The organism is Agromyces mariniharenae (genome assembly GCF_008122505.1).
Classification (GTDB): domain Bacteria; phylum Actinomycetota; class Actinomycetes; order Actinomycetales; family Microbacteriaceae; genus Agromyces; species Agromyces mariniharenae.
In genome coordinates, this window is record NZ_VSSB01000002.1 from 1,134,908 (window position 1) to 1,155,039 (window position 20,132).

At 70.8% G+C, this 20,132-nt stretch carries 23 protein-coding genes; 16 read left to right on the top strand and 7 right to left on the bottom strand.

The window, feature by feature from the left end; translation table 11 throughout:
- Positions 1-210: 210 nt before the first annotated feature.
- Complete coding sequence (locus tag FYC51_RS18630; protein WP_187432726.1) at positions 211-855, bottom strand: TetR/AcrR family transcriptional regulator; 645 nt, start codon at positions 853-855, stop codon at positions 211-213.
- Positions 856-889: 34 nt separating this feature from the next.
- Here FYC51_RS18630 and FYC51_RS18635 point away from each other — a divergent pair, with 34 nt between their 5' ends.
- Complete coding sequence (locus tag FYC51_RS18635) at positions 890-1,546, top strand: DUF4386 family protein (protein WP_148735230.1); 657 nt, start codon at positions 890-892, stop codon at positions 1,544-1,546.
- Between the two features lie 13 nt (positions 1,547-1,559).
- On the opposite strand, the gene FYC51_RS18640 is transcribed toward FYC51_RS18635, so the two are convergent.
- Positions 1,560-2,249 carry an NUDIX hydrolase gene (locus tag FYC51_RS18640; protein WP_148735231.1) on the bottom strand — a complete coding sequence of 230 codons (690 nt, stop codon included), beginning with the start codon at positions 2,247-2,249 and terminating at the stop codon, positions 1,560-1,562.
- A 29-nt stretch (positions 2,250-2,278) separates the two neighbouring features.
- Positions 2,279-2,881, bottom strand: coding sequence for a mismatch-specific DNA-glycosylase (locus tag FYC51_RS18645; RefSeq protein WP_148735232.1), 603 nt, complete (start codon positions 2,879-2,881; stop codon positions 2,279-2,281).
- A 68-nt stretch (positions 2,882-2,949) separates the two neighbouring features.
- Here FYC51_RS18645 and FYC51_RS18650 point away from each other — a divergent pair, with 68 nt between their 5' ends.
- Both FYC51_RS18650 and FYC51_RS18655 read left to right on the top strand, forming a co-directional pair.
- On the top strand, positions 2,950-3,513 hold the full coding sequence (locus tag FYC51_RS18650; protein WP_148735233.1) for an RNA polymerase sigma factor: 564 nt from the start codon (positions 2,950-2,952) through the stop codon (positions 3,511-3,513).
- Positions 3,514-3,541: 28 nt separating this feature from the next.
- A complete protein-coding gene (locus FYC51_RS18655) occupies positions 3,542-4,849 on the top strand; it encodes a hypothetical protein (RefSeq protein ID WP_148735234.1) in 1,308 nt (435 codons plus the stop codon).
- 67 nt (positions 4,850-4,916) lie between these two features.
- Here FYC51_RS18655 and FYC51_RS18660 read toward each other — a convergent pair whose 3' ends face one another.
- Together FYC51_RS18660 and FYC51_RS19375 are read right to left on the bottom strand one after the other, a co-directional pair.
- Positions 4,917-5,363, bottom strand: coding sequence for an EVE domain-containing protein (locus FYC51_RS18660; protein WP_148735235.1), 447 nt, complete (start codon positions 5,361-5,363; stop codon positions 4,917-4,919).
- Between the two features lie 58 nt (positions 5,364-5,421).
- Complete coding sequence (locus FYC51_RS19375) at positions 5,422-7,020, bottom strand: alkaline phosphatase family protein (RefSeq protein ID WP_187432727.1); 1,599 nt, start codon at positions 7,018-7,020, stop codon at positions 5,422-5,424.
- A 147-nt stretch (positions 7,021-7,167) separates the two neighbouring features.
- Here FYC51_RS19375 and FYC51_RS18670 point away from each other — a divergent pair, with 147 nt between their 5' ends.
- Positions 7,168-7,530, top strand: a complete 363-nt coding sequence (locus tag FYC51_RS18670) for a hypothetical protein (RefSeq protein ID WP_238476456.1) — start codon at positions 7,168-7,170, stop codon at positions 7,528-7,530.
- A 38-nt stretch (positions 7,531-7,568) separates the two neighbouring features.
- On the opposite strand, the gene FYC51_RS18675 is transcribed toward FYC51_RS18670, so the two are convergent.
- On the bottom strand, positions 7,569-8,312 hold the full coding sequence (locus FYC51_RS18675; RefSeq protein WP_148735237.1) for a CDP-alcohol phosphatidyltransferase family protein: 744 nt from the start codon (positions 8,310-8,312) through the stop codon (positions 7,569-7,571).
- Positions 8,313-8,351: 39 nt separating this feature from the next.
- Here FYC51_RS18675 and FYC51_RS18680 point away from each other — a divergent pair, with 39 nt between their 5' ends.
- From FYC51_RS18680 to FYC51_RS18705, 6 genes are read left to right on the top strand one after another with little or no spacing between them, the layout of a single operon-like run.
- A complete protein-coding gene (locus tag FYC51_RS18680; RefSeq protein ID WP_148735238.1) occupies positions 8,352-9,380 on the top strand; it encodes a zinc-dependent alcohol dehydrogenase in 1,029 nt (342 codons plus the stop codon).
- The gene (locus tag FYC51_RS18685) at positions 9,377-9,784 is read left to right on the top strand and encodes a 6-pyruvoyl trahydropterin synthase family protein (protein ID WP_238476457.1); all 408 of its coding nucleotides are present in this window, start codon (positions 9,377-9,379) and stop codon (positions 9,782-9,784) included. The genes FYC51_RS18680 and FYC51_RS18685 overlap by 4 nt, the downstream gene beginning before the upstream one ends.
- A complete protein-coding gene (locus FYC51_RS18690) occupies positions 9,781-10,869 on the top strand; it encodes a glycosyltransferase family 4 protein (RefSeq protein ID WP_148735240.1) in 1,089 nt (362 codons plus the stop codon). The genes FYC51_RS18685 and FYC51_RS18690 overlap by 4 nt, the downstream gene beginning before the upstream one ends.
- A complete protein-coding gene (locus tag FYC51_RS18695; protein WP_148735241.1) occupies positions 10,866-11,681 on the top strand; it encodes a small ribosomal subunit Rsm22 family protein in 816 nt (271 codons plus the stop codon). Before FYC51_RS18690 ends, FYC51_RS18695 begins: the two co-directional genes overlap by 4 nt.
- The gene (locus FYC51_RS18700; RefSeq protein WP_238476491.1) at positions 11,681-12,685 is read left to right on the top strand and encodes a lysylphosphatidylglycerol synthase transmembrane domain-containing protein; all 1,005 of its coding nucleotides are present in this window, start codon (positions 11,681-11,683) and stop codon (positions 12,683-12,685) included. The genes FYC51_RS18695 and FYC51_RS18700 overlap by 1 nt, the downstream gene beginning before the upstream one ends.
- A complete protein-coding gene (locus FYC51_RS18705) occupies positions 12,682-13,377 on the top strand; it encodes a RibD family protein (protein ID WP_148735243.1) in 696 nt (231 codons plus the stop codon). Before FYC51_RS18700 ends, FYC51_RS18705 begins: the two co-directional genes overlap by 4 nt.
- 10 nt (positions 13,378-13,387) lie before the next feature.
- Here FYC51_RS18705 and FYC51_RS18710 read toward each other — a convergent pair whose 3' ends face one another.
- Positions 13,388-14,596 carry a Fic family protein gene (locus tag FYC51_RS18710; protein WP_187432728.1) on the bottom strand — a complete coding sequence of 403 codons (1,209 nt, stop codon included), beginning with the start codon at positions 14,594-14,596 and terminating at the stop codon, positions 13,388-13,390.
- A 162-nt stretch (positions 14,597-14,758) separates the two neighbouring features.
- On the opposite strand from FYC51_RS18710, the gene FYC51_RS18715 reads away from it, so the two are divergent.
- From FYC51_RS18715 to FYC51_RS18740, 6 genes are all read left to right on the top strand, one after another.
- A complete protein-coding gene (locus FYC51_RS18715) occupies positions 14,759-15,697 on the top strand; it encodes an NADP-dependent oxidoreductase (RefSeq protein ID WP_148735404.1) in 939 nt (312 codons plus the stop codon).
- Positions 15,698-15,945: 248 nt separating this feature from the next.
- A complete protein-coding gene (locus tag FYC51_RS18720; RefSeq protein WP_148735245.1) occupies positions 15,946-16,314 on the top strand; it encodes a hypothetical protein in 369 nt (122 codons plus the stop codon).
- 91 nt (positions 16,315-16,405) lie between these two features.
- On the top strand, positions 16,406-16,951 hold the full coding sequence (locus tag FYC51_RS18725; RefSeq protein WP_148735246.1) for a YaeQ family protein: 546 nt from the start codon (positions 16,406-16,408) through the stop codon (positions 16,949-16,951).
- Positions 16,952-17,257: 306 nt separating this feature from the next.
- On the top strand, positions 17,258-18,955 hold the full coding sequence (locus FYC51_RS18730) for a helix-turn-helix transcriptional regulator (protein WP_187432729.1): 1,698 nt from the start codon (positions 17,258-17,260) through the stop codon (positions 18,953-18,955).
- Between the two features lie 66 nt (positions 18,956-19,021).
- Positions 19,022-19,492, top strand: coding sequence for an SRPBCC family protein (locus tag FYC51_RS18735; RefSeq protein WP_187432730.1), 471 nt, complete (start codon positions 19,022-19,024; stop codon positions 19,490-19,492).
- A gap of 1 nt (position 19,493) precedes the next feature.
- Positions 19,494-19,913, top strand: coding sequence for an ester cyclase (locus FYC51_RS18740; protein WP_222863301.1), 420 nt, complete (start codon positions 19,494-19,496; stop codon positions 19,911-19,913).
- Positions 19,914-20,132 lie beyond the last annotated feature (219 nt).

Genomic DNA, 20,132 nt, shown 5'->3' on the forward strand with positions numbered 1-20,132 from the left:
GGGCGCTCGTGAATTCCGTGTCGGCGTGTCGTGCAACTCGCGGCGGGCTCACAGGATCGATCGGATACAGTCCCGTCGGGAGCCCTGAGTTCCACCCCCGCCGCGCGAGGGATCCGAGGAGTCGACGAGGACGTCGGCGGCCTCGTCGAGAACTCGCGCGGCGGCACAGCGGGTGCCGCGTATCGAGCTCGCCCGCACCGCGTCGGCTGCTCAGTGCGTTGCGGTCAGCCCCGTCAGGAGCGCCCGCACCGACCTGCGGAACTGCTCCTCGGAGCCGTAGTCGGCGAGCGTCTCGGCCGCTGCGGCGGTGTGCGGCAGCCCCTCGACGTCGCGGATGCGCCCGACGACCTCGTCGCGCTCCTGCGCGTCGGGCGAGTGGCCGGCCGCGGTGGTGAACGCCGCCGTGCCGTAGACCACGGCGAGGGTCGCCGTGAACGCGACCGCCGCCGTGTGGGGATCGAGCCCGCGTGCGAAGGTACGGAGGTAGTGCTCCCCCGCCATCGCCGCCGCCGGTCCCGGGTTCGGGCGTGCGAGCAGCACGGGCACCGCCCATGCATGCGCCGTGAGCACTGCGAGGTGCGCGGCCGCCCGGTCGACGCCGGCGTCGATCCAGTCCCCGGTGCCGTCGTCGGGACCGGGGAGCTCCGCGAGCACGCGGTCCGCGACGGCGTCGAGCAGGTCGGCCTTGGTGGCGATGTGTGCGTACAGTCCCATGGGCGACGCGCCGATCCGCGCGGCGACGCTCCGCAGGCTCACGTCGGTCGCGCCCTCCTCGAACAGTTCGAACGCGGCATCGACGATCTCGTCGCGGCGCAGGCTGTTCCTGCGACGCCTGCCGGTGGTGCTGGTCACCATATCCATAACGTACAGCGTACGCTATGCTGATCCCATGATCGCGCTCGCCGTGCTGCTCATCGCCACGCCCCTCCTGTTCAACGCGGGCTACGCCGGCCTCGCCGTCCGCTTCGACTATCCGGGCATCCTGCGCCGCCCGACGGGCGAGATCCTCGAGCGCTTCCGCGCGGGCGGCACCGGGCTCGTGCTCCTCTGGTTCGCGTTCGCGTGGTCGGCACTGCTGTTCATCCCCGTCGCGGTGCTCGCCGGCGGGCTCATCGCCGACCCCGGGCTCGCCGCGCTCTCGGTCGCGGTGGGGGTGATCGCCGGCACGGTGCAGGCGCTGGGGCTGCTGCGCTGGGTCTTCGTCGTCCCGTTCCTGGCGCGCGAGCACGCGGCCGCGACCGACGCATCGGCGATCGATCTCGTGTTCCAGGTGCAGCACCGATACCTGGGCGTCGCGGTCGGCGAGCACCTCGGGTACCTCACCACCGGGGCGTGGACCATCCTCGTCGCCGCGGCCGTCGGACTGCCGCTCTGGCTCGCGATCCCGGGCATCGTCATCGGCGCGATGCTCGCCCTCGGCTCGCTCGAGTTCGTGGGTCCGTTCGAGCAACGCGGCTGGTCGGTCGCCGGCGTGCTGGTGCCGATCGGCTACACGCTCTGGTCGCTGTGGCTCATCGCGCTGGGCGTGCTCCTGCTCGTGCGCTGACGGCGAGCGGGGATCAGGCGCCCAGCAGGTCGTCGCGCTCGACGACGCGATCCTCGTCCCACGGCTCGACCCAGCCGAGCTCGTCGAACATGCGCGACAGCATCAGTCCGGTCACGCCCCACACGACGCGCCCGCCGACCTCGAATGCCGGCGACCGCCAGGTGCGGCCCTGGTAGGTGCCCACGACGTTGCCGCGGTTCGCGGGATCGAGCAGGTCGGCCACCGGCACGCGGAACACCTCGACCGACTCGTCGTGGTCGACCGCCGCGACCTCCGACGGACGGGTCCACCAGGCCGGCACGGGTGTCACGACGTGGTTGCTCACGGGCACCGGCATCGGCGGCAGCGTGCCGAGCGGATCGATGCCGTCGGGGTCGAGCCCGGTCTCCTCGACCGCCTCCCGCAGGGCTGCGGCGATCGGGCCGTCGTCGGATGCCTCGAGGCGCCCGCCCGGGAACGCGATCTGCCCGGCATGGCTCGCGAGCGTCGCCGCCCGTCGGAGCAGCAGCACGTCGAGGTCACCTGGCATCGGGCCGGCCGATCGGGCGGGCACGGAATCGAGGACGCCGAACAGCACGAGCACCGCGGCCGGACGCGCTCCCCCGGCATCCGCCAACGCTCGCGTGAGGTCGGGCCGCCACTCGAGGCCCCGCTCGCACAGCGCCACGAGCTCGGACCGGGGATCTGCTGACGTCGGCGGCATGGGTTCATGCTACGAGGGCTCTCTGCTGGTCAGTCCACCGGCCGCTCGCTCGCCGGCTCGGGCCGCTCGGGAAGGACGCCCGCGGCCCGGGCCGGCTCGGCGTACGCGCGCGCCAGGTCGGCGACGGTCGCGTGCGCGTTGAGCCCGCTCGGGTTCGGCACGACCCAGAGCGCCGCGTCGGCGATCGGCTCGTCCTGCTTCCCGGCGCGCGCCTTCGGGCGGTCGAAGCCCTGCCGATAGGCGGTCAGCCCGACGATCGCGACGACGTGCGGTCGCCAGCGGGCCACGTCGTCGGCGAGCCGCGCCGCGCCCTCGCGCAACTCGGCCCGATCGAGCTCGTCGGCGCGCGCCGTCGCGCGGTGCACGAGGTTCGAGATGCCGATGCCCGCGTCGAGGAACATGCGCTGGTCGGCCTCGCTGAGCCCGTTCGCGAACTCGGGCAGCCGCGGGATGATGCCCGCCGCGGCGAGCGCCGGATAGAACCGATTGCCCGGGTACGCGAAGTGCGAGCCGGTCGCCGCCGTCCACAATCCGGGGTTGATGCCGACGAAGACGAGCCGCGGGTGCTCGGGCATCAGGTCGTCGACGCTCGCGCCCCGGTACGACTCGAGTTCGGCGCGCGTGAATCCCATGAGACGATTCTGCGGCCCGCGTGTGACCTTCGCCTCGCCGGCGACATTCCCTAGGTGAGGAGGTGCACGTGGATGCAGAGGAGGACACCGATGCCGAGCTCCTACGCAGGGTGGCGGCTGGTGACCAGAAGGCGTTGTCGATCGTGTTCGATCGCCACGCGAAGGCCGTGACCCGATACGCGTGGGCGCTGGCTCCGAGCCGCATGGACGTCGAGGAGGTCGTGCAGGACACGTTCGTCACGATGTGGCGCAAGGCCGGCACGATCACGCTCGCCGAGGCGTCGCTGCTGCCGTGGCTGCTCGTGACCTGCCGGTTCCTGGCGCGGAACGCCGTGCGCAAGGCGGCGCGGAACCGCGCGGACGCCCTGCCCGATGAGCACTCGAGCGACCTGCTCGCGCTCGGCGGCCGACGCGACGACGCGGACCGTGCGCGTGAGGACCTGCGTTGGGTGCTCGAGGAGATCGAGCGGCTCGATCCGATCGATCGTCAGGTGTGCGAGCTGTGCCTCGTCGAGGGCGTGCCCTACGCCCAGGTCGCACGCGAGATGAACCTCACTGTCGGTGCGGTGAAGCAACGGGTGTCCCGGAGCCGGGCACGACTGCGGAAGGCGGTGACCGTCGATGAGAACTGAACCTCCAAAGGGCGACGAGTTCGACCGCATGCTCGCCGAGATCAAGGGCCGGGTGCAGGATGCCGCGGCGCACACCCCCGCCGCCCGTCGCACCCGCATCGACCGCGTCGTCGGCGCCGCCGTGGCCGCAATCCTGGCGCTCGGACTCGGATCCGCCGGCGCCGCCTTCGCGTTCGGGATCCTGCCGCAGGCACCCGAGGACGATCCGATGGTCGAGCCGAGCACGCGACCTACCGCCTCTGCAACGCCGGAGCGCACGTTCCCGGTGGAGACCGCGCCACCCGCACCCGACCCCGGGCCGACGCCGCGGATCGGGCTCACCTGCGACGACCTCGTCGACACGACCGCGCTGGTGGCATTTCTCGGCGACGCGGGCCAGCCCTTGGCTGGACCGGCGACCCCATCGACCGTTCCAGCCTCGGCCGGGTCCTCGCCCGCCGATCGGGCGGTCACTGAACAGCTGGGTGCGCTGGAGTGCAGCTGGTGGAGCGAAACCGACGATCCGGCGGCCGCCGATGCCGGTCGTCAGACCGTTTCACTTCGCGTGCTTCCAGAAGGCATCGACGAGGCCATCCGCTACGTCGACACCTACCAACTGCGGGACCCGACGTATGGATCGAACGTGCAAGGACCGCGTTGCGTGTCGGCCGGGGGCATCGGCGTCGGGTACTGCGAGCTGTTCGGCGTGATCGGCTCGAATTGGGTCGAGCTCTACGCGGTCGGGATCGTCGCCGCGGACGTCTCCGACGAGGAACTGCGCGCGTCCTTCCGTGCTCTCACGGATCCGCTCGTCGAGCGCCTGGGCGACGCTTCGATCGCCGATCGGTGGGTGCCGCGAGCACCGAGCCCGGTCGCTGCATCCGGCTGCGACACCATCGCGCCATCCGAAGCCATCGCGCCGCTCGTCGGGGTCGCCGAACTGCGGGTCGCGGAGATGTCGGACGGGCCGAGGGTCGGACAGTACTGGTATGCGAAGAACCAACTGGGGGCGCGCCATTGCACGCTGTACGTCGACGGCGACGTGGGGTTCGGGTCCATCGGCGTCTTGCCCAATGGGGCCTGGGCAACCTCGCGATACGAAGCGGCATGGGTATCGGATGGCGCAGCAACGATCGAGCTGCCAGGAGCCTCGAACGGATCCGGTCTGCTCCGATGCGATGAACCGCGTTTCGAATGCCGACTCGACTTCACGGTCGGAGACGACTGGGTGAGCATCATCGTCCCGCCGGCGCCCCATGATGAGGAGTGGTATCGCGAGCCGTTCGAGCGGACGCGGACCAACATCGTGGCGATCGCAACGATCGTCGCGGAGCGGATCGCGGCGATGTCGAAGTAGATCGGTCGCACAGAGCAGCCCCGGCGGGACCATCCCGCCGGGGCTGCTCCGCGCCGCCGGGCTCGCCTCAGCCCACGAGCTCGTCGGCCCCCATCTCGCGGGCGATGACGGCGAAGTCGTGCTTCGTGATCTCGAGGTGGCCGCGTCGCAGCTGGTAGCCCCAGTTCGGATTCCCGCGCGTCAGGTCGAGCACGGGCAGGAGCGGCGCGATCGGCGCCGAGCGGGCGTGCGACGAGTACGCCATCGCGCGGCGCCACGGACGGAAGCCGGCCATGAGGTTCGGATCCTCCTCGGCCTGGTACACGTCACCGTCGGCGACGCGGCCGATCGCGGTGAACTCGCGGAGCGGATCGCCGTCGGGGAAGCTCGTCTTCGGCGAGTAGTACACGAAGCCGTCGCCCGGCTGCATGCGCTGCACGCCGGCCCGCTTGCCGTGGTTCGTCTGCGCGATCCCCCACTCCACGCCACGCAGCACGTGCGCGCGCTGCACCACCCCGAGCCAGTACCTGGTCATGCGCACATCGTGTCACCGGCCTCGGACACCGCGGCGCGGCATCCGTGCAGGCTCGGCGTCACCCGGCGCTGAACGCGTCGAGGAATCGATCGCGGAAGTCGCTCATCGGCCAGACGGGCGCGTCGGGTGAGGGCAGCATCCCGTCCTGCCACCGCCATCCGTCGATGGACGCGAGCACTGCCGGGTCCTTCGCGATGATGCTGATCGGCACGTCGTGGCCGGCGCCCTGCCCGCTCACGATCGTCGCCGGCTGGTGGTCGCCCAGCAGGACGAGCACGAGGTTCGGATCGTCGGTCTGGTGCAGGAAGTCGAGCATCGCTCCGAGCGAGTACTCGATGGACTGCCCGTACGCCTGGCGCACCCGGTCGGGATCCTGCCAGACCTCGGTCGCCGACGGCCCCTGCGCGGGCTGCGGATCGAACACGGAGCCGTCGCCGATCTCGGACCAGGGCACCAGCTTCGGGAGCGGCGCCCAGGGGGTGTGCGAGGAGACCAGGTCGATCTCGGCCATGACCGGCTGGGCGTCGCGGGCGAGCTCGGTGTCGGCGAAGTGCTTCCAGGTGTACTGATCGGGGATCCGCGCATAGCCGAAGGAGGGACCCCGGTACCCGACGTCGTGCGCGTCGAGCAGCGTGTCCCAGTGGTAGAACGAGGTGCCGAATGGCCAGGGGTCCGTGTTCGACGGGATGACGCTGACCGTGCGCCACCCGGCCGAGCCGAACGCGTCGCTCAGCGTGAACCGATCGCTCCGGATCAGCTTGCTGTAGAGCGGCTGCCGGTCGATCCACAGCCCGGTCTGGAGGGTCGAATGCGCCAGCCAACTGAGCCCCCCGAACGTCGGGGAGGTGAGGAACGCGCTCCGCGACGCATAGCCGTCGGCACGGAGCTGCTCCTCGCCGTCGCGCAGCACCCGTCGCACGCCCGCCGACACGTCGGATCCCTCGACCGCCACCCGACCGTAGCTCTCGATGAATGCGACCACGACGTCCTTGCCCCGCAATGCGGTCAACAGCTCGGAGCCGGGTAGGTCGCGGTAGGGGTCGTTCGCGATCTGCGGCGAGAGCTCGGCGACCGCGGCGATGCCCTCGGCGGCGCGCGTCGCCGACGCGGAGATCGCCCGGACGGAGGCGGCCGCGGCGGCCGGCTGGCCTGCGACGACGTGCGCGCCCACCAGGGCGGCGATGATCCACGCCGCGGCGACCGTGGAGAGCACGGTCGTGCCACGCACGTGCGGCCGAAGCGCACCGGCCACGCGGAGCGCCGCCCACGAGAGCACGACGATCGTGCCGGCCGCGACGAGCACGAGCAGCGCGAGCAGTGCGCTGGCGGCTGGCGCGCCGATGAAGCCCCGGACGACCCCGAACGCGTCGCCCAGCTGCTGCCAATCGAGCGGATCGAAGTGGATGTCGAGCACCGTCCGGTAGCCGGAATCGATCCCGGCGAGCACGAGCGCGAAGACGACGAGGACGCCGAAGCCGGTTGCGACGACGAGGCGGGCGGCCCGCCACGGAAGCAGCGCGAGCAGGGCCAGCACGATGATGGACTCCACCGGAAGCCCGATGAGCGGCGCCGGCGAGCCGTGCGTGATGGCCGCCGGCACGAGGGGCACCACGATGAGCAGCAGCACCGCGACCACCAGCCAGACCCGCTCGCGCACGGTCATCCTCCCGCCCGGTGAACTCTTTCCCCCGCCGTCTCGTGTCACTCCTAGCGTCTCCGCCGGAGGCTTCGATCGGAAGCGGGTCTGACCATGACTGGGAACACGAGTACGACGACGAGAACCAGCTCCACCATGCTGTGGGTCATGAAGATCCTCAGCGCGATCGTGCTCCTCGTCGTCGGCGGGATCCACCTCTACCTCGTCTTCATCGGCGTCGGCGGCCTGCTCGGCGTGCTGTTCGTCCTGAACGCCATCGCGGGGCTCGTGCTGGCGATCGGGATGCTGGTCCTGCGCGGGCGGCTCCTCAGCATCACGACGGTCCTGAGCCTGCTGTTCGTCATCGCGACGCTCTCGGCGCTCCTGCTCGCGCTGACGGTCGGGTTCTTCGGCATCACCGAGACGTGGAACTTCACGCTCGTCCCCGAGACGGTCGTCATCGAGTCGATCGGCATCGTGGTGCTCGCCTTCGCCACGGCCGTCGTGCTCCGCGCGCCGCGGACGGCGTGACCGCAGCTCCTCCTCACCCGGGCCGGTGGGCGCGTCGATCACGACGCATCCACCTCCGCCGGGCGAGCGCGGCTGCGGGTGCGCACGCGGCCGCGGCTGCGAAGCGCCAGCCACACCACGTCACGGCCGAACGACTCCACGAGCAGGGCCAGTGCGACGGCCACGAGCACGCCCGAGAGATCGGCGAACAGGCCGGATGCCGCGAGCGTCAGCGCGATCCCCTGCACGGCGGTCACGACCTTGCGCCAGTACCGCGGCGGGAGTTGCGCGCGAAGCCACGGAAGCATCCACCCGACCACGACGAACCCGTAGCGCATCATGCCGATCGCCAGCACCCACGGCCCGAGGACCTGCGCCACGTACGCGCTGAGCACGAGGAGGAGGAACGCGTCCACCTCCATGTCGAAACGCGCCCCCAGCTCGGTGATGGAATCGGTGCGCCGTGCGACCCAGCCGTCCACGGCGTCGAGCGCGAGCGCCGGGACCGCCAGGCCGATGAGCAGCGGCACCGGGATCGGCGCGACGAAGGACGCGGCGACCAGGCCGGTGATGATGCCGACCAGTGCCGATCTCGTCGCCGTGACGACGTTCGCCCAGCCGAAGCGCACCGCATGTCGGACGTGCAGCGCCCGGAGCAGGAGTGCCGTGCTCACCGTCAGGTACGCCAGCGCGGCGATCCAGCCGATCGCGGGCAGTCCGCCGGCGGTCCAGATCGCCGCGACGCCCGCCGCCCCGAGGAGGGCCGACCCGATGGGAGGGAGCTGAACCTCGTCGCCCGTCATCACGTGTCCTTGTTCGGGAGCGTCGCACGGAGCATATTCATGTATACGGAGGAGATCGCCGGATGGTTCACCGAGGGGGAAGCACCGTTGCGTGAGGCCGTGGCGTTCTGGATCGACGAACCGGGCGTCGGAGCCCTGCGACGCGAATCGATCGCGCGCGCCGGCGACGGCGAGGTCCTCGTGCGCACCAGGTACACGGGCATCAGCCGCGGCACCGAGGCATCCGTCTTCCTGGGTCGCGTGCCGGCCGGCGAGCAGGAGCGGATGCGCGCGCCGTTCCAGGAGGGCGACTTCCCCGGGCCGGTGAAGTACGGCTACCTCAACGTCGGCGTCGTCGAGCACGGGCCCGATGCGCTCCGCGGCCGGACCGTCTTCACCCTGTTCCCGCATCAGTCGGCCTTCATCGTTCCCGCCGACGCCGTGGTTCCCGTGCCGAGCGGCGTCCCAGCCCGGCGTGCCGTGCTCGCCGGCGCCGTCGAGACCGCGGTGAACGTGCTGTGGGATGCCGCGCCGCTCCTGGGCGACCGGGTCGCGATCGTCGGCGCCGGCATGATCGGATGCTGCGTGGCCCGACTGGCCCGCGGCATCCCGGGCCTCGACGTCGTGCTCGTCGACGTGGACCCGTCGCGTCGCGCGGTCGCCGACCGACTCGGCGTCGGCTTCGCCGCACCCGGGGACGCACCCGGCGAGCGCGACCTCGTCGTCAACACGAGCGGGTCGGAGGCCGGGCTGCGGCTCGCGCTCGAATCCGTCGTGACCGACGGGGACGTGATCGAGGCCAGCTGGTACGGCGACCGGCCCGTCACGCTGCCGCTCGGCGCCGACTTCCACTCGCGCCGCCTCACCATCCGGTCGAGCCAGGTGGGTGCGGTGGCCCGGCGCCGACGCGGGACGCGGTCGACGCGCGACCGGCTTGCGCTCGCCCTCGAGCTCCTGCACGACGACGCGTTCGACGCCCTGCTCACGGGCGACTCCCCATGGAGCGAGCTGCCCGCGGTGATGGCGGCGCTCGCCGCCGAACCCGACGCCGAGCTCTGCCGCACGATCGATTGGACGGACGCCTCGTGACCTTCACCCTGACCGTGCGCGACCACATGATGATCGCCCACAGCTTCTCGGGAGAGACCTTCGGCCCGGCGCAGCGCCTGCACGGTGCGACCTTCATCGTCGACGCGTCGTTCCGTGCGAGCGCGCTCGACGCCGACGGCGTGGTCGTCGACATCGCGCTGGCGTCCGAGGCGCTCGGCGAGATCACGGGCGCGCTGACCTACCGCAACCTCGACGACGAACCGGAGTTCGCCGGGGTCAACACGACGACCGAGCGGCTGTGCCAGGTCATCGCCGATCGACTCGCCGACCGCGCCGAAACCGGCCGGCTCGGGGCATCCGGCGGTCGCATCTCGTCGATCGAGGTGACCCTGCACGAATCGCACATCGCCTGGGCGAGCTACGAGCGGGAGGTGAACGGATGACGGACCCGACCGTGCACTTCCTCGTCCCCGACGGCATCGACGACGACGACCGCGTCAGCGGCGGCAACGTCTACGACCGGCGCCTCGCCGAGGGCCTGCGGGCGCAGGGCGTCGACGTGCGGCTGGTTCCAGTCGCCGCGAACCGCGTGACGGATGCCGCGCACGCGATGTCCGCGCTTCCCCACGACGCCCTCGTGCTGGTCGACGGGTTGCTCGCCGTGGCGGCGTCGGAGGTGCTGCGGGCCCAGACGACACGCCTTCGGATCGTCGTGCTGGCGCACATGGTCGCCGGCGCCCTGCATCGCGCGCCCGGCCACGCGCGAACGGCCGACCGCGAGCGGGTGGCCCTGCAGGCGGCGCGGCGTGTGATCACCACCAGCGAGTGGACCCGCGCCGAGCTCATCGCTCGCAGGCTCGCGGAGCCCGATCGGATCGCCGTCGCGATCCCGGGTACCGACCCGGTGACGGCGACGCCCGGATCGGGATCGGGCGGCCACCTGCTGTGCGTGGGCGCCGTCGCGCCGCACAAGGGACAGGACGTGCTCGTCAACGCGCTGGCGGGCATGACCGACCTGCCCGGCTGGCGCTGCACGATCGCGGGCTCGCTCGACGCCGATCGCGAGTTCGCGGACCGCGTGAGGGCCGTGATCCGGACGGCAGCGCTCTCGGAGCGCGTCGACCTGACCGGGGTGCTCACCGGTCGCCGACTCGACGACGCCTACCGGAGCGCCGATCTCGTGGTCGTCCCGTCCCGGTCCGAGAGCTACGGGATGGTCGTCGCCGATGCGCTCGCTCGTGGCATCCCGGTGGTTGCCGCGCGGGTCGGCGGCGTGACCGAGGCGGTCGCGGGCAGCCGGGGCGGCATCCTCACCCGACCGGACGACCCGGTGGCGCTCCGCGCGGTACTGCGACGCTGGCAGGTCGATCGCGGGTGGGGTGCGGTGCTCAAGGCCGAGGCGATGCGCTCGCGAGCCGCCTTCGCGACGCGGACCTGGGATGTCACGGCGACGGCCGTCGCCGCGGTGCTGCGCGAGGTCCGCCCGTCGACGGACGCCATGGGACGCGAGCGGCGGCGCACCGCATGAGCGAGATCATCGCGGTCAGCAGCGACTGGCTCGCGTTGCGCGAGGCGGAGGACTCCCGCGCCCGGTCCCGCGAACTCGCCTACGCGGCATCCCGCAGGCTCGGATCGGGCCCGTTCGTGGTCCACGACCTCGGCAGCGGCACGGGGTCGATGATGCGATGGCTCGCGCCGCTGCTGCCCGGCCCACAGGCCTGGGTGCTGCACGACTGGAACCCCGACCTCACCGAGCATGCGACGAACGGCGTCGTCCCGCTCGATCGTGACGGACGGCCCGTCTCCGTTCGCACGCGCACCGGGGAGCTCGAACGGCTCGATGCCGGCGCGCTCGCGGGCGCGTCGCTCGTGACCGCGTCGGCACTGCTCGACGTGCTGACGACGAGGGAGCTTCGCGCGGTGATCCGGGCGTGCCTCGCGGTCGGATGCCCCGTGCTGCTGAGCCTGAGCGTGACGGGCGAGGTGCGCCTCGATCCCCCGGATCCCCCCGACGAGGTGTTCGCGGCATCCTTCAACGAGCATCAGCAGCGGCTCGTGGGCGGGCGCCGCCTCTTGGGGCCGGCGGGCGTGGGGCGCGCCGAGCGCCTGTTCCGCGAGGCGGGCTGGAGCATCCGGACCGCCGACACCCGCTGGCGGCTCGGCGATCACGATCCCGTCCTCCTCGAGCAGTGGTTCGACGGATGGGTCGATGCGGCGCTCGAGCACCGCGCCGACCTGCGCGACGAGGGTGCGGCGTATCGGGCGCTCCGATCCGAGCAGTTCCGTCGCGGCGAGCTCTCGGCCGTCGTCGTGCACACCGACCTCCTGGCGTGGCCGTGATGTCCGCGTCGGCGAGCGCATCCCGGGTCCGCGCGATCCTGTCGTCGACGTGGTTCCGCCTCACGGCCCGTTCGCTCGTGGGCGTCGCCGTGCTGGTCGCGGTCGTCGCCCAGGTGGGGTCCGAGCCGTTCCTGCACGGCCTGGCCAGCATCGACCTCCCCGTGATCGCGATCGCGCTCGCACTCTCCGCCATCGCGACGATCGCCGCGGCGTGGCGCTGGAGCGTCATCGCCGGGCGGCTCGGCGTCGGCGTCCGCCTTCGGGACGCCGTCGGACACTACTACCGGTCGCAGTTCCTCAACACCGTGCTCCCGGGCGGGGTGGTCGGCGATGTCCAGCGAGCGGTCACCCAGGGGCGCGACGCGGGGAACGTCGCGCAGGCCGCACGCGCCGTCGTCATCGAGCGCACCGCCGGGCAGGTCGTGCAGATCGCGCTTGCGGTCATCGTGCTCGCGGGCTTCGGGCTCGAGTTCGAGGGGTACCTGCTCCCGGTGCTCGGCATCGGCCTCACGGTGCTCGCCCTGGCCGTGCTCACGGCGGCGGCGACGAGTTCCCGCGCGCGACGCGCGCTCCGACGCGAGCTCGGCGAGCTCTCGGCGGGCCTGGGCTCACCGGGTGCGTTCGTGCGCGTCGTGGTCGCCTCGATCATCGTGGTCGGATGCCACGTCGCGACCCTCGGCGTCGCGGTCGCCGCCGTCGGGGCGAGCGTGCCGCCGTTCCGCCTCGCCGCCCTCGCGCTCGTCATCCTGCTCGCCGGATCGATCCCGCTGAACCTCGGCGGGTGGGGCCCGCGCGAGGGCGTCGCCGGCTGGACGTTCGCCGTCGCCGGTCTCGGCGCAGCGACGGGGGTCGCGGCATCCGCCCTCTTCGGGGTGCTCGCCATGATCGCCGTCGCACCCGGACTCGTGCTCGCCGTGGCATCCGCGGCTCACCGCACGCGGAGGACCCCTGCGCCGGCATCCGCCGCCGTCTCGGAGGGGGTGCATGAGAGAGTGGGATCGTGACGGATCGGCCCTATGTGATCCTCAGTGCGGCGATGTCGATCGACGGGTACCTCGACACCGCGGCCCCTCCTCGTCTCGCGCTCTCGAACGCGGCGGACTTCGATCGCGTCGACGAGGTGAGGGCGCACAGCGACGCCATCCTCGTCGGTGCGCGCACCGTGCGCCTCGACAACCCGAGGCTGCTGGTGCGCAGCGACGAGCGACGTGACCGACGCGAAGCCGAGGGCCTGTCGCCGACGCCCCTGAAGGTGACCGTCACCGCGACCGGCGACCTCGATCCGCAGTCGAGGTTCTTCGCCGTCGGAACCACCGAGAAGCTGGTCTACTGCCCGCGATCGGCGGCCAGCGGCATCCGCGACCGGCTCGGTGGGCTCGCCACCGTGGTCGGGCTGGGCGAGGAGATCAGGATGGCCGATCTCGTCGACGACCTGGGCGTCCGCGGCGTGCGGACGCTCCTGGTCGAGGGCGGCCGCACCATGATCACGCAGTTCCTGGCGTCCGACCTCGTCGATGAGCTGCAGCTGGCCATCGCCCCGTTCTTCGTCGGCGACCCGCGAGCGCCGCGGCTGATCGGCGACGGCACGTTCCCCTGGACGCCCGAGCGTCACGCCGTTCTCGCCGAGAGCCGTCAGGTCGGCGACATGGCGCTGCTGCGATACGCCCTCTCCGAGCGCTGCGTGACCGAGTCGTAGGGCTTGGCGCTCAGCGGGTGCGCATGCTCCGCCTCGCGAACCCGTCGAGGTTGCGGATCACGTCCTGCGCGACCCAGAGCCGGTTGCGGCTCTGCGACGTCGTCTCGGTGAGCACGCCGCGTTCGACCAGCTGGTCGAGGCCGCGGAACACCGCGGGGCCCGACCGGTCGACCTCGCGTCGCACGAAGGTCGACGTCAGCACGGGGTGGCCGATGGCGAGCCGGGCGATCTCGCGAGCGGCGGAGTCCGAGCGAAGCCCCGACATCCGATCGGCCCAGTGCGCCTGCGTCGCCTCGATGTCGTCGACGAGCTGTCGTCCGTTCACGATCGCGAGCACGGCGCCGTCGGCGAACACCCGGACGATCGGTACCACGTCACCCGCCCGGTAGGCGTCGAGCGCGTCGAAGTAACGGGTGCGCTGCTGCAGGATGCCGGCCGAGATCGGAACCGTCACGCTCGTCGTGAGGCCGGTGCGTCGCAGCGCCGCCTGCACGAGCGCACGCCCCGTTCGGCCGTTGCCGTCGGGGAACGGATGGATCGTCTCGAACTGGGCGTGCGCGATCGCGATGCTCGCGAGCGGAAGCGTCGCCACGCGGCCGGAGTACGCCTCGAAGTCCGCCATGGCGGCGGCGACGCGCTCGTGATGCGGCGGGATGAAGTCCGCGTCGTGCGGGCTGTAGCTGCCGCCGCCGATCCACACCTGCTGCGTCCGATAGCTGCCGGTGATGCCGGGATCCGTCCGATGCAGCAGTTCCCGGTGCATCCGGATGATCGTCTCGGCGCTCAGTTCGTCGGCCGCATCGAGCGCCGCCTGCAGGGCTCGGACGTTGTTCACGATCAACGGCGCATTGCCGTCGGCGCGCTCGCCGAGTTCCGCCTCGGCGATCGCTCGCGCGCCGCTGGTCAGGTTCTCGATCTGCGAGCTCGACGCCGACTCGCTCCGGAGGAGGATCGACGCGAACGGGGCCGTGATGGAGCCGACCTCGGTGTCGAACCGCACGAGCTGCTGCTGTGCGTTCGTCACGTCCTCCACGACCTCATCGGGCAGGTCGAACTCGAGGTCGGCGATGACCGCCGGCACGGATGCCTCGTACGGACGGGTGATCTGCTCCCAGACGCGTCGGCTGACCACGTCCTGCGCGACCATCGGTCGCCACGGGCGCGACTCGGAGCCCACGGCCGTGCCCGCGATAGGCTGCGGCGTGATCGACGGAGCCATCCTCATACCCTTCATCAAGCGGCGAACGTGGTTAAGCTTACTTGATAATGTTAACTATGGATGCCGGCTGGTCAACCTTGCGCCACGCGGCATCCGCCCGGTTACGCGACGACAGGAATGCACATGAACACCGCAGAATCTTCCGACGCCCGGCCTCGACTGATGAAGGCCCTCCGCGCGCACGCGCGGGGCGGCCCCGAACAGCTGGTCTACGAGGATGCGCCCGTGCCGGCCGAGCCGACCGGCGCGGACGTGTGCGTCGGCGTGCGGGCGGCAGCTGTCACCTTCGACGAGCTGACGTGGCCCGAGACCTGGGAGGCCGACGGCGTCGACCGGACCCCGGTCATCCCGTCGCACGAGTTCGCCGGCGTCGTCACCGCGGTCGGGTCCGACGTGCACGACCTCTCGATCGGCGACGAGGTCTTCGGGCTGGCACCGTTCGACCACGACGGCGCCGCCGCGGAGGTCGTTCGCCTTCCCGCTGCGAACCTCGCCCGCAAGCCGGCGAACGTCTCGGACGTCGTGGCGGCCGCAGCGGTGCTCCCCGCGCTCACGGCGATGGAAGCGCTCGAGGAGCACCTGCGACTCGAACCCGGGCAGCGGCTGCTCATCCGCGGCGGCACCGGTGCGGTCGGCTCGTTCCTGATCCAGTTCGCACGCCGCATGGGGATCGAGGTCACCGCGACGGTGCGGTCGCGCGATGCCGTCGAGTACGTCGAGCATCTCGGTGCGCACGAGGTGCTCGTCGCCGACGAGCCCGCTGCGATCCCGCCCGCGAGCTTCGACGCCTCCATCGACTCGGTCGGGGCGGGCACGCCCGAGTGGCTCTACCGGGCGGTTCGTCCTCGAGGACGCGTCATCACGCTGCAGGAAGCCCCCGACGCCGACCTCGCCCGAGCGTTCGACGTCGATGCGCAGTTCTTCGTGGTCAGCCCCGATGCCGGGCATCTCGGCCGGCTCGCGGCGCTGCTCGCCGAGGGAGGGATCGAGGTCGCGGTCGCGCGGACGTATCCGCTGTCCGACGGGCGCGCCGCCTACGCGAGCAGGGGCACCGCGGGCCCTCCCGGGAAGGTCGTCATCGAGGTGTCGAAGGCACCGTAGCCACGAAGGACGCTCGGCTCGACGAACCCGTCGATTGACATGAGGCATCCTCGACGATGATTCCCCGCACCGCATGCCCGGGTGTAACGTGCGGAGTGGCGTGAGTGACCCCTACGGGGCGATGCGCGTTCCATCACAACCCGTCGCCTCGCAGAGGACGTCCGGCCGGTCGACCGGACGGAACTGCGACCCAGGAGGCGAACATGCCACATCACAGGAAACACCTCGTCGCGCGAGCTCTGATCGCCGTGGCCGCGACGGTCGGCCTCGTATTCGTTCAGGCTGCACCGGCGTCGGCCACCGTGCACGAGATCGTGGGCCAGTGGTGCTCCGGCCAGGATGAGCTCGCCCCGCCCGGGATCTCCGGCGGAAGCAAGGCGGACAACTTCGCGAGGCCCCTCATCGCGTCCGGCTTCGTCACTGGTGACCTCGTCCCCTTCACCGGGGATGCAGGGCCCGGACTCCTCGTCGAGTTCAACTACGACCTGCCGAACGTGAAGGTCGTCGGGACCGGCGTGTTCGTGGTCATCGGCCCAGGGCCGATCTACCTGGAGCTGATCGCGCCCGATCCAGACTTCCCGGCGTTCAAGTCCTGCCCGAGATTGGTGACCGGCTGACCACCTGACGGAAGCGTCCCGCTGGATCTCACGATCCACCGGGACGTTCCGCGTCGAGCTGACAGGAATCGAACGCGTAGGTTCGCTCACCATGGCGACTGGCGCAACGATCCACACTTTCGCAATACAGCTGGCCGACATGGACCGCGGCGTCTACGAGGACGTCTCGCTCCGCGTCGCGCGCCATCCCTCCGAGACCGACGCATTCATGATGACGCGCCTCCTCGCGTACTGCCTCGAGTTCGAGGACGGAATCGCGTTCAGCGACGGCATCGCCGCCACGGACGAACCGGCGGTGCACGTGCGCGACCTCACCGGAAGGCTCACGGCATGGATCGAAGTCGGCGCTCCCGACGCGGCCCGACTGCACTACGGGAGCATGCAGGCCGAGCGGACCGTCGTCTACACACACCGCGATCCGGCGAAGGTCGCCGCAGCGTGGGCGGGCAAGCGGATCCACCGAGCGGACGAGATCACCCTGTTCAGCTTCGACCCCGGTTTCGTCGACGCCGCCGTCGCCGTGCTCGAACGACGCAACTCGATGGCGCTCTCGATCACCGAGCATCGCGTGTACCTCGAGCTCAACGGCACGACGCTGGAGTCGGCCGTGCATGAGCACGACGTCCCATTGCCGTGACGAGTGGGGTGGAGCCGATCACCTCGGGCACGACGGTTGTGATCGCCCCGATCCAACCACCCGATCCTCAGGGGTGTCGAATCCGGATGGTGGACGCCTCTCAGTCGAGTCGATCGAGCGCTCCAACGAGCGAGAACGTGCCCGCGAGCGAGAACGCCTGCGAGATGAGGCCGAGCGTGAGTCCACGTCCGACCGCAACCAGCACGTGCAACGTGCTGCTCGCTTCAGACCGCCAAGAGGGCGGCGTGGACGTACCGCGTTCCTGGGGTCTGGCAAGGGGTCCTGTCCCGGAGGACGATGGAGGTGATGGGTGAGACGTCAGCGCTCCTCGCGCGTGGTTCGGAGAGTCTGGCGGCGGGTGACTTCGTCGCCGCGCGGGATGCGTTCGCGCAGGCTGCCGCCGACTCGCCGGACGGCGTGAGCCTCGACGGCCTCGCGGAAGCACTCTGGTGGCTCGGCGAGGTGGAGACGGCCGTCGACGTTCGAGGCCGATCCTATGCTGCTCATGCACGCAATCTCGACTTCGAGATGGCTGCTCGCGCTGCAGCGTGGGTGGCGCGCGAGAAGCGCGCTCAACGCGGTGAGGGATCCGTTCCCCGCGGATGGCGGGTGCGCGCGCGCGAGGCCGCGGAGCGAGCGCCCCAGTCCTCCGCTCTCGGATGGGTGCTGGTGGCTGAGGCGGAATCGAGCGCGGACGTCGTGCGGGCCGCCGCCGATTACGACGACGCGATCGCCGCAGCGAAAGCATCCGATGATGTCGATCTGGAATGCCTCGCGCTGGCCCGCCGTGGCCTGCTCGTCATCGGACAGGCAGACCCCGACCAGGGAATCCGTGACCTGGACAGCGCAATGGCCTCCGTCGCGAGCGGCGCGGCGCGCGAGCGACGGACGCTGGCGGAGGTCTACTGCGCACTTGTGGACGCCACCGAACTCCTGGGCGGTGGCGAGTCGCTGACGCAATGGAGTGACGACCTGATGCGGACCCCGCGACTCGATCTCGGTCCACTCGCTGGGGAGGGCGCGGTCAGCGCCCAAGCCACACTCTCGGCGTTCTGCGGATCGTGCTGCGGCGGGATCTTCCTGGCGATCGGTCGCCTTGACGAGGCCGAGGAGGCACTCCTCGCGGCCATCGCGGCCCTCGATCGGTCGGGTCTGAGGTCTCGATGCGTCCACCCCCGTGCACTTCTTGCCGACCTGCGGACCGTTCAGGGGAGATTGGACGAGGCATCGGCGCTGCTCGCCCCCATCGCAGATCTACCCGAGGCGGTCCGCCCGCTTGCGGCGCTGTATCTGGCCCTCGGGAACGCTCCCTTGGCGGTCAGCCGACTGTCGGAAGCCGTTCGGCAGCTGCCGAGGGGTGCCGTGGCATCCTTGCCCCTGCTCACGATGCTCGTGGATGCACTGCTCGCCGAAGGCGACGTCACGGGCGCCGACCGGGTCGCGGTCCGGATCTCCGGCATCGCCGCCCGCACCCGCAGCCCACGGCATGCGGCGGAAGCTCATCTGGCGGCGGGCAAGACGACGCTGCTGGCGGATCCGGCGTCGGCTGCGGTCGAATTCCGTGCGGCGATGCTCGGATTCAGTGCTGCGTCGAGGGCGCTGCCGGCCTCGCGCGCTCGACTCCTGTTCGCGCGCGCGATCGCACATTCCGACCCCGGGTCAGCGGTTGCCGAGGCACGCGCGGCCCGCGCTGCCTTCCATCGGATGGGCTCCACGGTCGACACGGACGAGGCGAGCGCGTTCCTGCGGAGCCTGGGCGTCGCCACCGGGCCTGGGGAGCGGACCGTCGGGCAGCTGTCATCCAGGGAGCAAGAAGTGATGCGGCTCGTCGCCGAGGGGCTTTCGAACCCCGAGATCGCCGAGCGCCTGTTCATCAGTCGAAGGACCGCCGGACATCACGTGAGCAGCATCCTGCAGAAGCTGGGCTTGCGGAGCCGCACCGAAATCGCCGCCTTCGCCGTGGTCAGCGCGTCCCAGGTCGGGGCCGGCCCGCAACAGGAATAGGTCACCTGGCCGATGTTGCGGATGGCGCGTGCTGGGAGCGTGGTCAGTGATGAGAGGAGGCCGACGATGACCGAGATCAAGACCACGATCCAGATCGATCGACCACGATCCGAGGTGTTCGCCTACCTGACGGACCTTCGCAACGCACCGGAGTGGAGCACGGAACTGCTGCGCCGGACATTCGATGGAGATGACGTCGAACTCGGGACGACCGGCGTGGACGAACTGCGCGCACTCGGGCGCGTCCTCGTCACACCCTGGGAGGTCACGGAATACCTGCCACCCGAGTCGATCGAGATCGAGTTCGGTGGCGCGCTGAGCGCCACATCGCACTTCTCGTTCGAGGAGGCCGAGTCTGGCGCGAGCACACTCATGACCTGCGTCACCGACCTGCACCTCAGAGGCGCACTCCTTCGCCTGCTCACGCCCCTGGTGGCGATGGATGCCCGCCGGGCCGACGAGGCACAGTTCCGCAGGGCGAAGGAGATCATCGAGAGCCGGGCCACCAAGGCGGACGCACGGAGTGGGGACCGCTGACGTGACCGATTCACACGAGTCCCATGCCATCGCCGCTCGCTTCTACGAGGCGATCAACTCCGGCGCGCTCGACGACCTCGACGCGATCTGCTCGCCCGACCTTCTGGGCCACGGCGGTGCGGGATCCGACCTGGCGGCACTCAAGACGTCGATCGGCGCATTCATCTCGGCGTTCCCCGACTTGATCATCACACCGCGGCACGTCGTGGCCGAGGGCGACCTGGTCTCCACCTGGCTGCGGTACGAGGGTCGGCACCACGGAGAGTTCGCCGGCGTGCCGGCCACGGGAAGGGCCGTGAGGTTCGCCGCCTGGGACCTCATGCTCATCCGCGACGGACGTGTCGCAGAGATCACCCAGTACTGCGACCTCTTCACCCTGATGAATCAGATCGGGGCGCTGCCGACCACCGCACCGGCGTAACGCCCACATGCCCGCCGACTCCGCCCCGCGACGAGAAAGCAGTGAGCAACGTGATGAGGTGACCCACCGAGCAACGAAGAAAGTCCCGATGAACCGCAGTTCATCAGGACTTTCGTCGGGATTGTCTACCTCTGTTCCAATAAATCAACGACCTCTGTTACGGCACCGCAGATCCGCGAGATTTCAGGGTCTATCGGGGATTCTGAGCGAAGCCTCGAG

What these genes read in the sequence shown, in the direction of transcription:
- FYC51_RS18630 (WP_187432726.1), bottom strand. Translation starts at nt 855, where the DNA reads ATGGTGACCAGCACCACCGGCAGGCGTCGCAGGAACAGCCTGCGCCGC.
- FYC51_RS18635 (WP_148735230.1), top strand. Translation starts at nt 890, where the DNA reads ATGATCGCGCTCGCCGTGCTGCTCATCGCCACGCCCCTCCTGTTCAAC.
- FYC51_RS18640 (WP_148735231.1), bottom strand. Translation starts at nt 2,249, where the DNA reads ATGCCGCCGACGTCAGCAGATCCCCGGTCCGAGCTCGTGGCGCTGTGC.
- FYC51_RS18645 (WP_148735232.1), bottom strand. Translation starts at nt 2,881, where the DNA reads ATGGGATTCACGCGCGCCGAACTCGAGTCGTACCGGGGCGCGAGCGTC.
- FYC51_RS18655 (WP_148735234.1), top strand. Translation starts at nt 3,542, where the DNA reads ATGCTCGCCGAGATCAAGGGCCGGGTGCAGGATGCCGCGGCGCACACC.
- FYC51_RS18660 (WP_148735235.1), bottom strand. Translation starts at nt 5,363, where the DNA reads ATGACCAGGTACTGGCTCGGGGTGGTGCAGCGCGCGCACGTGCTGCGT.
- FYC51_RS18670 (WP_238476456.1), top strand. Translation starts at nt 7,168, where the DNA reads ATGAAGATCCTCAGCGCGATCGTGCTCCTCGTCGTCGGCGGGATCCAC.
- FYC51_RS18675 (WP_148735237.1), bottom strand. Translation starts at nt 8,312, where the DNA reads ATGACGGGCGACGAGGTTCAGCTCCCTCCCATCGGGTCGGCCCTCCTC.
- FYC51_RS18680 (WP_148735238.1), top strand. Translation starts at nt 8,352, where the DNA reads ATGTATACGGAGGAGATCGCCGGATGGTTCACCGAGGGGGAAGCACCG.
- FYC51_RS18690 (WP_148735240.1), top strand. Translation starts at nt 9,781, where the DNA reads ATGACGGACCCGACCGTGCACTTCCTCGTCCCCGACGGCATCGACGAC.
- FYC51_RS18695 (WP_148735241.1), top strand. Translation starts at nt 10,866, where the DNA reads ATGAGCGAGATCATCGCGGTCAGCAGCGACTGGCTCGCGTTGCGCGAG.
- FYC51_RS18700 (WP_238476491.1), top strand. Translation starts at nt 11,681, where the DNA reads ATGTCCGCGTCGGCGAGCGCATCCCGGGTCCGCGCGATCCTGTCGTCG.
- FYC51_RS18710 (WP_187432728.1), bottom strand. Translation starts at nt 14,596, where the DNA reads ATGGCTCCGTCGATCACGCCGCAGCCTATCGCGGGCACGGCCGTGGGC.
- FYC51_RS18715 (WP_148735404.1), top strand. Translation starts at nt 14,759, where the DNA reads ATGAAGGCCCTCCGCGCGCACGCGCGGGGCGGCCCCGAACAGCTGGTC.
- FYC51_RS18725 (WP_148735246.1), top strand. Translation starts at nt 16,406, where the DNA reads ATGGCGACTGGCGCAACGATCCACACTTTCGCAATACAGCTGGCCGAC.
- FYC51_RS18730 (WP_187432729.1), top strand. Translation starts at nt 17,258, where the DNA reads ATGGGTGAGACGTCAGCGCTCCTCGCGCGTGGTTCGGAGAGTCTGGCG.
- FYC51_RS18735 (WP_187432730.1), top strand. Translation starts at nt 19,022, where the DNA reads ATGACCGAGATCAAGACCACGATCCAGATCGATCGACCACGATCCGAG.